Source organism: Ruegeria sp. HKCCD4884, assembly GCF_013110855.1.
In the GTDB taxonomy this organism is placed as follows: domain Bacteria; phylum Pseudomonadota; class Alphaproteobacteria; order Rhodobacterales; family Rhodobacteraceae; genus Ruegeria.
Window position 1 is genome coordinate 1 of sequence record NZ_WVRJ01000026.1, and the last position, 13,644, is coordinate 13,644.

Annotated in this window: 15 protein-coding genes and 1 tRNA gene; 6 read left to right on the plus strand and 10 right to left on the minus strand. The window is 57.4% G+C overall.

All coding sequences use genetic code 11. The features are described from left to right. Position 1: 1 nt before the first annotated feature. Positions 2–74: transfer RNA gene (locus GS636_RS22435), tRNA-Val, on the minus strand. 307 nt (positions 75–381) lie between these two features. On the opposite strand from GS636_RS22435, the gene modA reads away from it, so the two are divergent. Genes modA through modC form a run of 3 tightly spaced genes read left to right on the plus strand, consistent with a single transcriptional unit; the run spans position 382 to position 2,956 of the window. After that, positions 382–1,161, plus strand: a complete 780-nt coding sequence (gene modA / locus GS636_RS22440) for a molybdate ABC transporter substrate-binding protein (RefSeq protein WP_253762983.1) — start codon at positions 382–384, stop codon at positions 1,159–1,161. Positions 1,162–1,166: 5 nt separating this feature from the next. Further along, positions 1,167–1,859 carry a molybdate ABC transporter permease subunit gene (gene modB, locus GS636_RS22445; RefSeq protein ID WP_171672880.1) on the plus strand — a complete coding sequence of 231 codons (693 nt, stop codon included), beginning with the start codon at positions 1,167–1,169 and terminating at the stop codon, positions 1,857–1,859. Next, a complete protein-coding gene (modC, locus tag GS636_RS22450; RefSeq protein ID WP_171672883.1) occupies positions 1,856–2,956 on the plus strand; it encodes a molybdenum ABC transporter ATP-binding protein in 1,101 nt (366 codons plus the stop codon). Before modB ends, modC begins: the two co-directional genes overlap by 4 nt. Before the next feature lie 2 nt (positions 2,957–2,958). Here the strand turns inward: modC and GS636_RS22455 are convergent, their stop codons facing one another. After that, positions 2,959–3,885, minus strand: a complete 927-nt coding sequence (locus GS636_RS22455; RefSeq protein ID WP_371808768.1) for a Hint domain-containing protein — start codon at positions 3,883–3,885, stop codon at positions 2,959–2,961. Then, complete coding sequence (locus tag GS636_RS22460; protein ID WP_171672886.1) at positions 3,886–4,398, minus strand: toxin-activating lysine-acyltransferase; 513 nt, start codon at positions 4,396–4,398, stop codon at positions 3,886–3,888. Positions 4,399–4,632: 234 nt separating this feature from the next. Between GS636_RS22460 and GS636_RS22465 the strand changes: the two genes are divergently transcribed. Beyond that, positions 4,633–4,989 (plus strand): hypothetical protein, encoded by a 357-nt coding sequence (locus GS636_RS22465; RefSeq protein WP_253762985.1) that lies wholly within the window; start codon positions 4,633–4,635, stop codon positions 4,987–4,989. 3 nt (positions 4,990–4,992) lie between these two features. On the opposite strand, the gene hemF is transcribed toward GS636_RS22465, so the two are convergent. Genes hemF through clpS form a run of 4 tightly spaced genes read right to left on the minus strand, consistent with a single transcriptional unit; the run spans position 4,993 to position 8,073 of the window. Then, on the minus strand, positions 4,993–5,877 hold the full coding sequence (hemF, locus tag GS636_RS22470) for an oxygen-dependent coproporphyrinogen oxidase (protein WP_171672891.1): 885 nt from the start codon (positions 5,875–5,877) through the stop codon (positions 4,993–4,995). 5 nt (positions 5,878–5,882) lie between these two features. Next, a complete protein-coding gene (locus GS636_RS22475; protein ID WP_171184216.1) occupies positions 5,883–6,683 on the minus strand; it encodes an SDR family NAD(P)-dependent oxidoreductase in 801 nt (266 codons plus the stop codon). 36 nt (positions 6,684–6,719) lie between these two features. Then, positions 6,720–7,685, minus strand: a complete 966-nt coding sequence (locus GS636_RS22480; protein WP_171672894.1) for a class I SAM-dependent methyltransferase — start codon at positions 7,683–7,685, stop codon at positions 6,720–6,722. A gap of 46 nt (positions 7,686–7,731) precedes the next feature. Continuing rightward, positions 7,732–8,073, minus strand: a complete 342-nt coding sequence (gene clpS / locus GS636_RS22485) for an ATP-dependent Clp protease adapter ClpS (protein WP_171093379.1) — start codon at positions 8,071–8,073, stop codon at positions 7,732–7,734. A 93-nt stretch (positions 8,074–8,166) separates the two neighbouring features. Here clpS and GS636_RS22490 point away from each other — a divergent pair, with 93 nt between their 5' ends. Beyond that, positions 8,167–8,868 carry an HAD family hydrolase gene (locus GS636_RS22490; RefSeq protein WP_171672896.1) on the plus strand — a complete coding sequence of 234 codons (702 nt, stop codon included), beginning with the start codon at positions 8,167–8,169 and terminating at the stop codon, positions 8,866–8,868. Positions 8,869–9,148: 280 nt separating this feature from the next. Next, the gene (locus GS636_RS22495; protein WP_171672899.1) at positions 9,149–10,537 is read left to right on the plus strand and encodes a D-alanyl-D-alanine carboxypeptidase family protein; all 1,389 of its coding nucleotides are present in this window, start codon (positions 9,149–9,151) and stop codon (positions 10,535–10,537) included. Between the two features lie 88 nt (positions 10,538–10,625). Here the strand turns inward: GS636_RS22495 and GS636_RS22500 are convergent, their stop codons facing one another. From GS636_RS22500 to GS636_RS22510, 3 genes are read right to left on the minus strand one after another with little or no spacing between them, the layout of a single operon-like run. Continuing rightward, positions 10,626–11,387: a LamB/YcsF family protein gene (locus GS636_RS22500; protein WP_171672902.1), complete on the minus strand. Its 762-nt coding sequence runs from the start codon at positions 11,385–11,387 to the stop codon at positions 10,626–10,628. Positions 11,388–11,399: 12 nt separating this feature from the next. After that, a complete protein-coding gene (locus GS636_RS22505) occupies positions 11,400–12,398 on the minus strand; it encodes a biotin-dependent carboxyltransferase family protein (protein WP_171672904.1) in 999 nt (332 codons plus the stop codon). Then, entirely contained in the window at positions 12,395–13,144 is a 750-nt protein-coding gene (locus tag GS636_RS22510) for an allophanate hydrolase subunit 1 (protein WP_171672906.1), read from the minus strand. The genes GS636_RS22505 and GS636_RS22510 overlap by 4 nt, the downstream gene beginning before the upstream one ends. Positions 13,145–13,644: the final 500 nt, after the last annotated feature.

Genomic DNA, 13,644 nt, shown 5'->3' on the forward strand with positions numbered 1-13,644 from the left:
GTGGGTGATGAGAGACTCGAACTCCCGACATCTTCGGTGTAAACGAAGCGCTCTACCAACTGAGCTAATCACCCGTGACGCTGCATGTAGCCAAGCCTGCGGGCGGGTGCAAGAGGGTCTGAGTGATTTTCTTGAATTCTATTCTTTGGCCGATCCGTGTTGCCCTGTCCGTCTGGAGTACCGTACACTGAATAATCCCGTGCTGCCGCAACTCTGAGTATTCGCGGTGTGATGATGGTTATGCCTAATCGACGCCTTGACCCTTTTGGACTTTCTGCAACGCAGCGGCATCGATCTCGGTAATTTCTCAAATGCGCTTGCGCGGGGCCTGCGCCCTCCGATATTCCCGAAGGGACTGCAATTTTCCGGTCGGGAGTGTACATGACCCTAACCTTCACCCGCCGTTTCTGGATGGTGGCACTGGTCTTAGGTGTATTGGCGTTGGCGCCAGTCCGCGCCGGGGCGGAAGGTGTTTTGGTTTTTGCAGCGGCGAGTCTGAAGACAGCGCTGGACGAGATTGCTGAAAACTATGAAACGGAAACGGGGCACCGTGTCACGGTTTCTTACGCGGCATCGTCGGTACTGGCGCGCCAAATTCAACAGGGCGCGCCTGCGGACGTGTTCATCTCGGCGAATCCTGACTGGATGGACATACTGGAGCAGGACGGTTTGATCCGGGCGAATTCGCGGGTGGATTTGCTGGGCAATGGTCTGGTTGTGATTGGTGCGACAGGTCGAGAAAGTTGGGGAGAGATCCAACCTGGTCACGACCTAAAGGCCGAATTGAACGGCGGTTTTCTGGCTATGGCCCTGGTTGATGCCGTGCCAGCAGGTATCTACGGCAAAGCCGCGTTGCAAAGCCTGAATCAATGGGACGCATTACAGGACCATGTGGCGCAGACCGACAATGTGCGCGCAGCTCTGGCACTTGTGGCGGCAGGGGCTGCGCCCTTGGGAATTGTGTATCGATCAGATGCACGGGTGGAAACACGGGTCAGTGTTTTGGCGACGATTCCCGACGACCTGCATCCTGAGATCATTTATCCTGCGGCCGTCACGTCATCTGCGCAGGGTGGAGCACAGGCCTTTCTGGACCATCTACGCAGCGATGCGGCGTTGTCCGTTTTTCAGGAGCAGGGGTTTTCCCTGCCGGGCGGGTGATCCTCGTGGACTGGTTGGGCCCTGCCGAAGTTGAAGCGTTAAAGCTGTCTCTGCGCGTGTCGTTCTGGGCGACGCTGGCGACATTGCCGTTTGGCATATTCGTAGCCTACGCGCTGGCCCGCTGGCGGTTTCCCGGCCGTCAGGTGTTGAATGGTCTGGTGCATTTGCCCCTGATCCTGCCACCTGTCGTCACGGGGTATCTGTTGTTGCTGACATTTGGCATTCAAGGACCGCTTGGGCGTGTTCTGGCAGAGTTCGGGATCGTAGTCGCGTTTCGCTGGACCGGGGCTGCGCTGGCCGCCGGGATCATGGCCTTCCCGTTGATGGTGCGGGCCATACGGTTGTCGATTGAGGCGGTGGATCCAAAACTGGAACAGGCCGGTGCAACGTTGGGGGCGTCACGCCCGATGGTGTTTCTGACAGTGACCTTGCCGATGATCCTGCCGGGGGTCATTGCCGGTGCAATTCTGGCTTTTGCCAAGGCAATGGGCGAATTCGGGGCCACCATCACGTTTGTGTCTAACATCCCCGGACAGACCCAAACGCTTCCGTCTGCAGTCTATGCATTCCTGCAGGTGCCGGGCGGCGAGGCGGCTGCAACGCGACTGGTCCTTATCTCAATCGTTATCGCGATGAGCGCGCTTCTTTTGTCAGAATACGTCGGACGGCGCGCTGCTGCACGGGTGGCCGGGTCATGAGCCTTTCCGTTCGGTTGCAACATCATTTGCCGGATCTCGATCTGGATGTCCGCTTTGAGGCACCGCCCGGCGTGACTGTCTTATTTGGGCGGTCGGGGTCGGGCAAGACGACAATCGTCAATGCAGTGGCCGGGCTGCTGCGGCCCGAGGCGGGTCGCGTGGCAGTCGAGGATTGGGTTTTGTTCGACACAGATCGGGGACAATGGCTGCCGCCACACCGTCGGCGGTTAGGGTATATCTTTCAGGAAGGGCGGCTATTCCCTCATCTGACCGTACGGCAAAATCTGGCTTACGGTCGCTGGTTTGCTCCGAAAAGGGCGCAGCGGGAAGATCCTGAGAAGGTCATTGCTATGCTGGGCATTGGCCACCTGCTGGATCGCCGTCCAGCCGGGTTGTCTGGGGGCGAGAAACAACGCGTGGCTATCGGGCGGGCGCTACTGGCAAGTCCCCGCCTTATTCTTGCGGACGAGCCTCTGGCTGCGCTGGACGAAGCGCGGAAAGCGGAAATTCTGCCGTATTTCGAACGTCTCAGGGACGAGGTGTCGGTTCCAATTCTCTATGTAACCCACTCGGCGGCTGAGGTCGCGCGTCTGGCGACCTCGGTTGTTGCGCTTCAAGACGGAAAAGCCGTGCGTCATGGGCCCGCTTCCGAGGTTTTAGCCGATCCTTCGGTGGCCCCCGCAGGGGTGCGCGCAGTTGGGGCCGTTTTGGAAGTTCAGGTCGCGCAGCACCACGCTGACGGGCTGACAGAGTTGAATGCCAACGGCGCACGATTGTTCCTGCCGCGCATTGCGCATGACGTCGGGGCGCAATTGCGCATCCGTATCCCGGCGCAAGAGGTGATCTTGTCTAACCAAAAGCCCGAGGGATTGTCTGCGTTGAACGTGCTCAGCGGTTCGGTGGCCTCGATCCGGTCGGGTGAGGGGCCTGGTGCAATTGTTTCCGTCACAACCCCGGCAGGTAGTGTTCTGGCACGCGTCACACGTCGATCAGTTGCGGCGCTAAACTTGCAGGTGGGCAGCCCATGTCACGCGGTGATCAAGACGGTTGCCTTGGCGCCGCAGGATGTTGGCGGGCGTATCGGGGCGGGCCAGTAAATTCAGGCAAGCGCGCGCGCCTCATGTTCGCGCAGGATCAAACGCGCGGCGCGGCCAAATCCGGTGTGACCCGAGGCTGGCTGGTCCGGAAAGATTGCAGCGAGTTCCCGAAGCGCGTCGGAGGACAGAGTGTAAAGCGCTTCTTCCCCCAGAAACAGGCTTTCAGCTTGCGCCCCTTCCGCATTCAGAATTTCGTGCCGATCCAACAAGATATGCAGGTACTCTACCGCCTCCACCGAGGCATCCACAAAAATGCCCGGCCAGCCGCATAAATGTTTTGCAGCCACCAGCGCCTCGGCAGCACCAAACAGCAAATCCACCTTTGGCCCTTTCACCAGAATGCGGTGTTGTTGCGAAACCAGAAGGTCCCGGCACGGTATGTTCGGCCCTAGACTTCCTGCCGAGATTCGAACCGGCTGCATTGCAGGTTCAGCGCATAATCGTTCGGGCGCAAGCACGCTGCTTTCAATCCAGCGAATAGGTTGCAGTCCGTGATCTGCGGTTGCCACCTTGTGGCCCACGCGCAGTGTTTCAATGGCCTGTGGGCCGTCCTCGGTCTCGATCAACGTACCGGCGGCAAAGCACACACCTTCGATCCTGATCGTGACCGCTACCGGGTCCGGATCGTTGGCAAACGGCACAGTGAACGGCCCAATCTGCGTGGTGCCCGTAACGCTGATAAAGAAGGTATCGAAAACGACCTGCGCGTTGTCCAGGCTGTCAAAAAAGGCTGGGTCTACCGTATAGGTCCACTCGCCTGTATTCGGGTCGATCGAGGCGGTGCCGTTGGCGGGTGGCGTTGCAATGGTCCAGGTCTGGGTTGTGGGTGTAAACGTGCCATTGTCCAGCGTCGGTTGCCCCATCGCCACGTTAGGTGGGGATCCGGTCACGTCGCCGGTCAATTCGCCTGTGATTGTAACCGAGACCACCTATTCTTCGCCCTGCTGCAACACCTGTTCAAACTCTCGTTTCCGATACAGGCGCATATGAACTTCGCCTGCCTGATCCCGAGTCCACTCGACAATCCGGTTTCGCGTCATGTCGCTGTCCATCCGGTTTGTCCGCACACGCGGATGAGGGATCTCTTGCTTGAGGATATCAACAATCTGGCTAGTCTGTCCAAAAGGGGCGACCAGATCAACGATCCAAAAGGAAGGCCCACCGGTAAAATCAGCTTCCTTCAAGGGTTTTTCCTGCACTGCATAGCGGTACTCGGCCTCGGGGCTGAGCCCGGCAAAGGTGACAAAGCCACGGGGAAATCCGTTTTGCCGGAAGATGTGATACTGACCAAGGCGGAACGGCGTCTCGAACGCATACAGCACCTGTGCAAGGGTGCGTTTCTGATGTGTTTTTGTAAGTCCCGCCAGATAGAACATCGCGCCAAGGTCAGCGTATTTCTCGGGCGGGAAATCGAACCAGTCCTTTGGAAAGCTCTTGCTCACAGGATCGCCATTATATGATTAAAACCATAAACTTAGGTCTATTGTACCGTCTCTGCGCAATAAGGGTAGAAAAATTTCCTTGCGCCACCCAGTCACCGTCGAGGCAGGTTTGCACCACTTTACTCAAAGACTGCTGCCGCTATGTTCAAAATACTCATGATCAATTCTCGGGATATTCAAGTTATGCAATTTGTAAGGATTTTCGCCCCAACTGCGCTTGCTTTGATGCCCGCAATGGCCGACGCGGTAGGCTTCGGGCTGGACATCCGGCCACAATTTCGAACCGAGATTACAGCGCTTCCGGATGGGGTCTATGAGGTCAAGGCTCTTGGATCGTCGGCACCCGTAACTTACTGGTGCGGGATTGGTGACTTTGCGATTCGTACACTGGGCGTGCCAAATTCGCAGCGTATCTACATTTGGCGCGCTTACGAGAGGGGCGTCAGAACCGTGCAGTTTTCGCTGACCCCACCTCCGGGTGCTGATACCAATCCGGGTTATTCGATTACGGTTAGCCGGGTCGGGGAAAACATGTCGGCGTCGTCAGCACAGAACTATTGCTACGACAACTTCATTATGGATACGTTCTGAGCGTCAGACCCATTTCGCCATCGGCGGCAGGCTCATCAGAACTGCATCCGGGTCATGTCCGGTTTCCAGTCCGAATTTAGTGCCACGGTCGTAGACCAGGTTGTATTCGGCATAAAGGCCGCGATGCACGAGTTGTGTATCCTTGTCCGCGTCCGAAAATCCCTGAACCCGCCGTTTTTCGACCAATGGCAGGAAGGCAGGCAGGAAGGCCCGACCGATGTCCTGGGTCAGGGCAAAGTCGGCCTGCCAGTTACCGGTGCAGTAGTCATCCATGAAAATTCCACCCACGCCTCGTGCACGCTTGCGGTGAGGAACATAGAAATACTTGTCTGCCCAGTCTTTCAGGCGCGGATAATGCGCAACGCCATGCGGATCCAGATGGGACTTTTGGGTGGCGTGGAAATGGCGTGTGTCATCATCATATTCAATGCAGGGGTTCAGGTCCGATCCGCCACCGAACCACCAGGCGTGTGGGGTCCAGAACATGCGTGTGTTCATGTGCACCGCAGGGACATGAGGGTTTTGCATATGTGCCACCAGGCTGATCCCCGAGGCCCAGAAGCGGGGATCCTCGGTCATGCCGGGGATGCCCTTGCGCGCCGCCATTGCGTGCTGCGCGCGTTCACCCAATGTGCCGTAGACGGTTGAGATGTTGACGCCAACTTTCTCGAACACGCGACCGCCACGCATCACAGACATCAACCCGCCCCCTGCATCCGAGCCATCCTCAGACTGGCGCTTGGTTTCTTTGACCTCGAACCGACCGGGTTTTGCATCGGAAAACGGTCCAGTGTCGTGGCTGTCTTCAAGGGCTTCAAACGCAGAGACAATGTCGTCGCGCAGTTGTCGGAACCAGGCGGAGGCAGTGGATTTTTCTGTGTCGAACATGTGTCTTAGTGGGCTGGGGCGGCTACGGGGTCAAGCAATGTGCGCCCGCCGTCGATTGTCAGGATCTGGCCTGTAATGAAACCGGCTGCATCGGATGCCAGAAACTGCGCGGTTTCGGTCAGCTCTGTTGCCGAAGCGATACGGGCCAGCGGCGTGTGCTTTTCGATATCGTCGCGGAAGTCCCGGTTTTCCTTGAGGGTCGATTGTAGCGATGCGCTCATGACCGAACCCAATGCGATCGAGTTGACCCTTATACGGTTCGGTGCAAGCGCAACTGCAAGAGATCGGGTCATTTGATCCAACGCCGCAGTCGACACGGAATAGGCCATCAGGTCGGGATGTGTTCGGCGGGCTGCGATGGACGAAAGGTTGATGATCGACCCGGCAAGGTTTTCCTCGTCCCCGTCCGCCTGTTTGATCATGCGTTTCGCAACCAATTGGCTCAGCCGCAGGGCTGGCATCAGGTTCTGGTTCAGCAGGGTGCGCACCGAATCGTCATCAGGGTCCAAGGGGTCCGAAGGGATCACTTGCCGCGCTCCATTGATCAGGATGTCAACCTGATCAAAAGCATCCAAAGTGGCCGATAGCAGATTTGCTATGGTCAATTTTTCACGCAGATCGCCCGCAAAATAGCGGATGTTTCCGTCTTCAGCCTGTTCGCCCAATTCATCGACCAGGCGTTTTTCGTCCATGTCGGCGAACATGACATTTGCACCTGCATCCGCGAAATGGCGTCCGATAGCCAGCCCGATGCCATTGGCTCCGCCTGTTACGATTGCTGTCTTGCCAGCGATGGAAAAGGACATCCGAATCCTCCTGAATTGGGGGCAGGTTAGCGAGCCTTAACGCCGAGGGCGAGAGGCCTGAAGCACCTTGAACCGGTTGTCTCCGGCAATTTCAGTGACCTGAGCGAAATGTTCGTTCAGCGTGGTCTCGTAGGGCAGGTGGCGATTGGCCACCATCCAAAGGGTTCCGTTGCGGGTTAGATTGCGTGCGGCAGAGACGATGAACCCCTGACCCAGAGTCGGGTCCGCGTTGCGCGAGGTGTGAAACGGGGGGTTCATGACGACGGTATCGATGGTTTCGGGCGCAGTCCAAGTGACGGCATCTGCCCAATAAAACCGAGCCCTTTGATCAGGAGCGTTTTTGCGCGCGCATGTCAGAGCGGTCTGATCCGCCTCTACCAGATGCAAAGACTTGACGTCATCGCGCTTCAATACGTCTGCGGACAAAAAACCCCAACCCGCGCCCAGATCAGCCACGCGAGCGCCCAGTTTGGAAGGCAGCGACTTCAACAACATGGCCGAGGCCGGGTCGATCCCATCTGCCGAAAACACCCCCGGTGCTGTATGAAAACCGCCGACCATCTGCGCCACAGGCGCGGCCCAGTCTTCGAAAGCAGAAGCATCAGCCTGAAACCAGAAAATCTTGCCATGTGCTTTGGACAGGGGGCCCTCGACATCAACCCGCTTGCGCACATCTTTCAATATGCTGTCCACGCCATCGGTCTTGGCGCCATCAACAACGACAACCCCAGCAGCCCGTGAACACGCCCGCTGGATCATCGCGCGCGCCAGCGCCTTGGCACGTGGCAAAAACACGATAGCGTCCTTACAGGGTGCGTCCGCTTCGGGCACCGTGTCAAAGCCTTGCGCCGCAAAATGATCGTGAAAAGGTTTGAACGGTTGCACCACCTGCGCGTCAGCGGGGAGCGCTGACAGGTTGTGGTCTGGCGCAGGGCCGATCACAGTCAGCGGTTGCGACAGCGACAAGCCGTTTTGCAATGCAAGTTCCAGGCGAGGGGACATGGGCAATTCCGGCAGAGTAAGGAATGGGCGCGATAGGCGGGGCGCCTTATTCTTCGCGTTCCATGGTGCATTGCAGCGGGTGCTGGTGCCTGCGGGCAAAATCCATCACCTGGCCAACTTTGGTCTCGGCAATCTCATGGCTGAAGACGCCGACAACGGCCACGCCTTTTTTGTGAACGGTTAGCATGATTTCGAACGCCTGGGCGTGGGTCATGCCAAAAAAACGCTCCAGCACGTGCACGACAAATTCCATCGGCGTGTAATCGTCGTTCAGCAACAGCACCTTGTACAGGGGCGGACGCTTGGTTTTTGGGCGCGTCTGCAGCAGGACTGACGCGTCTCCGTCGTCGTCCGGTGTGTCAGACATCATCCAGGTCTTTTCCAGCATCGTGTGTAACTGTCCGATTCAGGCTTGGGGTTTATCTTGGCGCTTATATAACGTGGGCATGGCCGGTGAAAAGAGCAAGCGGACGTAATTAAGATGACGGAAAAACTGACGACAATCGGGTTTGATGCAGATGATACCCTTTGGCACAACGAACGGTTTTTCCAGCTGACGCAGGCCCATTTTGCTGAATTGCTGGCGGATCACGCTGACCGCGATCACCTGATGGAGCGTCTTCTGGCCGCGGAAAAACGCAACATTCGTCACTATGGGTACGGGATAAAGGGATTCGTTCTGTCGATGATCGAAACCGCCATCGAAGTGACAGAAGATCGTGTTCCGGCCTCGGCTATTCGGCAATTGATCGATGCCGGGCAAGAGATGCTGGCACATCCGATCGAGCTGTTGCCGCATGCCCGTGATGCGATTGAGAGCGTGTCCGACGCGTACCGGGTCATACTCATCACCAAAGGCGACCTGATCGATCAAGAGCGTAAACTGGCCCAATCCGGGCTGGGCGATTTGTTCGATGGGGTCGAGATTGTGTCGGAAAAGACCGCAGAAACTTATCAGACGATTTTCGAATCCCACGGGGATGGTCCGGCGTCTGCGATGATGGTTGGCAATTCCATGCGCTCGGATGTGGTGGCCCCGATTCAGGCCGGATGCTGGGGGGTTTATGTGCCACACGGTCTGGTGTGGGAGGTTGAGCACGCTGAAGCCCCGGTTGACAGCCCGCGATTCCGCGAGCTGCGCGATTTGGGCGACTTGGCCGATCTGGTGTGCAGTTTGAGGTGATGTTGCCTTTTGGCCGCAGTCCCGGAAAAACCTTGTTGTGCTCCGGCAAAGCGATGCCACAATCGCGTATTTGGTGGGTCTTCGCGATTGCTTAATCTACATATAGCGCTTTGTGGCGCATATGACGAAATCGCGAAAAGCGCAGCTTTCAGTTTCTTTTGTGCCCCCCCTGTGTTAGCCTTGATTGCAATAAAATATATTTTGCCGACCGGGAAAACCCGGCGGCGCGAGGCAGACAGAGGCAAAGATCGTGCAGATTCGGCGGACAGTTCCGGCCCGAATGGGCTTATTCCTTATAGCGATGCTATGTGCGCTGGCGTTTGCGCCGCTCAAGCCCATGGCGGCACCCTACGCGGCAATGGTTATTGACGCACGCACCGGTGAGGTTTTGCATTCGCGCAATGCCGATACGCGGCTGCATCCGGCATCGCTGACCAAGATGATGACGCTTTATATTGCGTTCGAAGCGGTGCGAAACGGTGAGATCACGCTGGATACCCCTGTGCGGATCACCAAGAAAGCTGCGGCAGAACCTCCATCCAAGCTGGGCCTGCGAACGGGACAGACGATTGCCTTCCGGTATCTGATCCGAGCGTCTGCTGTGAAATCAGCCAATGACGCGGCAACCGCTATCGGTATCGCTATCAGCGGGTCCGAGGCAGCTTTTGCCCGCCGTATGACCCGCACCGCGAAGGCCATGGGGATGAGCCGTACCACTTTCAAGAACGCGCATGGTCTGACCGAGTCGGGGCATTTGTCCACCGCACGTGACATGACCACGCTGGGACGGCACCTGCTGTATGATTACCCGCAGTATTATAACCTGTTCTCGCGTCAATCGACACATGCCGGGGTCAAGACTGTACCAAATACCAACCGTCGCCTACTGGCTGCGTACAAAGGGGCAGATGGCATCAAAACCGGGTATACGCGCGCTGCTGGGTTCAACCTAGTGGCGTCAGCCAAGCGCAAGAATGAACGGATCATCGCGACCGTCTTTGGTGGAAAGTCGGGCGCATCGCGCAATGCCAAAGTGGCCGAGCTTTTGGATCTGGGTTTCCGTCGTGCCCCGTCGCGTGCACCCATTCGCAAACCGGCACGCCCGGCTTATGCGGGGAATGCAGGATTGGGCACACAGGTCGCACGCCTGAGCGGGCCACCCAAAACCAGCCTGCGTCCGGTTGTGCGCCCAAGCGCTTCGACTCAGGTTGCAAATGCAGTGGCGGCGACAGCAGATCAGAATCGCGACCGGATCACCAACGGTATCGCAGCGGCAATCGCCCAGGCAGATATCGCGTCGACCACCTCGCCTGAACAAGCAACGGGTACACGCCCGGCGCAACGCCCGTCCGATCTGGTGCTGGCCTCAACCGAAACGGCGAAGCAACCCGAGCCCGAGCAGGAAGTTGTCACCCGGCTTTCTTCGTCGGGTGGGCATCTGTGGGGCGTCAATGTGGGGCGTTACACCACACGGTATGAGGCCGAGAAGGTGCTGCTGAAAACCGCTTTGTCAGAAATGACGACGCTGGAGGGCACGCTGCGCAAGGTGAACCAAAGCTCGCGCGGGTTTGACGCAACTTTTCAGGGCATGACCCGCGAGCAGGCCGATCTGGCGTGTCGCCGATTGCAGGCCCGCAATGTGACCTGTTTCATGATCGGACCATCATAAGGTCCGGCAAATACTCTCCTGTTGGGTCTGGGCTGTGGTTCTCCACAGCCCTTTTTTCATGACAACGCAGCACTAAAGGTATGTAAGATTACCGGACGAACTTTGTCACCTCGACGCCGCCGCTGATCAGGCTTTCCCTCACGGAACGGGCGATCTGAACCGCAGTTGGTCCGTCCCCATGCAGACAAATCGTGTCGATGGAGGTCTCTAGCCGTTTGCCGCTTTCCGTTATGATCGCGCCTTCGCGGACCATGTTCAGAATGCGTGGGCCGGCCACATCAGCGTCATGGATCACGGCACCGGGCAGGCTGCGGTCGACCAAGGTGCCATCGTCATTGTAGGCGCGGTCGGCAAAGATCTCGCCCACCCATTTGCAGCCAAGTTCGCGCACGGCGGCTTCCTGCTTTGTGACGGCAAGCACCATGACGATAATGTCGGGGTCCACATCCAAAGCGCCCTGATAGCAGGCCCGCGCCATATCAAAATCGACCGAGCACATATTGGCCAACGCGCCGTGCAGCTTGAGATGCCGAACTTTTGTGCCGACCGCCTTTGCCATGCCTTTCGCGGCACCCAGTTGATACCGGACCAGATTGCGCAACGCGTCATGGGGCACTTTCATGTTCCGGCGACCAAAGCCCTGTAGATCGGGAAAGCCGGGATGCGCACCAATGCCCACATTGTTCTCAGCTGCCAATTGCATTGTCGCAGCCATCACATCCGGGTCGCCTGCGTGAATCCCACAGGCGATGTTGGCAGAGGTGATGATTTTCAACAAGCTTTCGTCATCGCCCATCTTCCAGGGGCCAAAGCTTTCCCCCATATCAGCGTTCAGATCGACGCTTGGCATTGGCATATCTCCTTAATCGGTGGCAGAGATCACTCCGCCGATCAATTGGTAGGACAACAGGTCCGGTATGTCATGCGGGTCACGGACCAGAGGTTCAACCCGCGAAGGCAGGTGCGCAAGATCTGACAGGAAGGCTGTGTGCAACGCGTTGGCCTCTTCCATGCTGACAAATTCGAAATGGATGGAACCGCCCGCAGGTGTCTGTGCCGCACAGGGCATATCGCAGGGCAAAACGGTTGCGATACGAGGATAACCCCCAGTGGTCTGGCACTCTGGCAACAGAATGAACGGATCACCTGTGCCGGTCATTTGAATATCGCCTGGGGTGATCACCTCGGACAATATGTTCAACTGGCCTGATGCAGCGAACCCTTCGCCGTCACTGTCCACTTGCATCCCCATCCGGTTTGCGCGCGCACCGCGTCGGAATGTGGTCGCAGCAAACCGATCCAGCGTCGCCTGATCGAACAGCGGTGTTTGAAAGCTGGCCACCACACGCAACGTGCCACCTGAAAACCGATCAGCGGGATGCAGTTTCAACCCGCTCTTACCCGCATGAGGGCCACAGGTCAGCCTGTCGCCTTGTTGTATTGCCTGACCGATCCGCGCCGTTAAATGTGCCGCGCGCGATCCCAGAAAAACCTCGGACTCTATTCCACCCCCTAAATGAAGATAGCCGTAATTCCCTTTCACAGCGGCCCCGATGACCAGTCTTTGCCCGGCGGCCAAATGATGCGACGCATTCCAGGCTACAGGGCTACCATCAACGGTCGCCTGCATTGGTGCACCGGTCAAAGCGATGTGCATATCTTGCGCGGCTTCGAATTCGCCTCCCATCCCGGCCATTTCCAGCGCCGCAAGGTCCGGGCTCTGCCCCAGCAACGCAGCCCCTTCATGCAAGGCGAATATGTCGGCAGCGCCAGAGCGGGACAAACCCTGATCCAGATACCCGATGCGCCCCTGATCTTGTATTGTGCATGAGGGGCCGATCCGACGGACAGTCAGGCTCATGGCGCGATTTCCTCGCAGGTAGCACCGCCGCTGCCGTCTGCATTGTTCGCGCGGATATGCTCTAACTCTTCGCGAGATACAGGTTCGAACACCAATTCGTCTCCGGGGCTAAGGGGGAAGGTCTCGGACATCTCCGGGCGAAAGCATCGAAAGGCAGTTTGCCCGACATGCCGCCACCCGGTTGGTGTTGGGCCTGAAAACAGGACAAATTGCGAGATGGCCAGAACCAATGCGCCTTCAGGCACCATGGGGGTCAGGTTTTGTAGCCGGGGAATGTTGAACTCGGGCCCCAATGGCCCAAGGTAAGGTTGCCCGGGCGCGAACCCGATTGTCAGAACCCGTACCCGTGATTGACCCAGGCGACGTGTTGCCTCTTCCGGTGTCAACCCTGCGGCGGCTGCGGCATCGTTCAGTTGCGGCGCCAGATCTGTTCCATACACTGTCGGGACACGCCACAGTTTGCGGCCCGTAGGAAGCTGCGTATTGTACCAGTCTTTTTGGCCAACAAGACGCTGAAGCCTGTCCAGCATCTGCTTATGCGAAATACTCTGCGTGTCGAAACGCACAAAAGCAGAACCCAGGGACGCGGATGACTCCGTGACCTCATCCCAATTTAGACGATCCAATTCAGATCGAAAGGCCAGAGCTGCGCGGTTTGCGTCTTCGGACATGCTGTCCGCAAAAGTTACGAGCGCTCCGTCAAATCCAACGGTTCTGACCAAAGGAAACTGAAGATGACGCGCCATACCGATCCCGCGTTTGTGCCGACTAAGTAGTAGGGGAACCAGACCCCATCAGAATAAGATGTGCAAGGCGGGTCTTGGTGGTGTCTTGCGGGATACGAAAGAGACGTATGTGTGTCTTCAGTTTCGCCCAGATCGGTTTTCGATTCCTTTGGTCAAAAAAGGTTCAGAATTTGATGGAATCCCCGACTCGATTAACGGGTTTGAGTCGCGCCGACTTGTGTCGCGACGCCACTGTTGCTCAATATGTTGTGGTGACCACATTTGTCCGAGTCGGTTCAGAGGGGGTGGGTGGAAGGGAAATGGCTTTTCGACGCCCTATCTTCTGTCTTTATTATCGACTAACCTTTTGATTTTGTTTTATTATTTGTGTGGTTTCAAAAAACTTTTGGATTTTTGTTTTTTTGGGTTGCGGGTTTTGGGAGTAAACCTTAGAACCCCCTTCACCGGCGCTGCTGAGGCGCTGGGACGCTGCGGAAGCGGCGGTGACACATCGGAGAGAC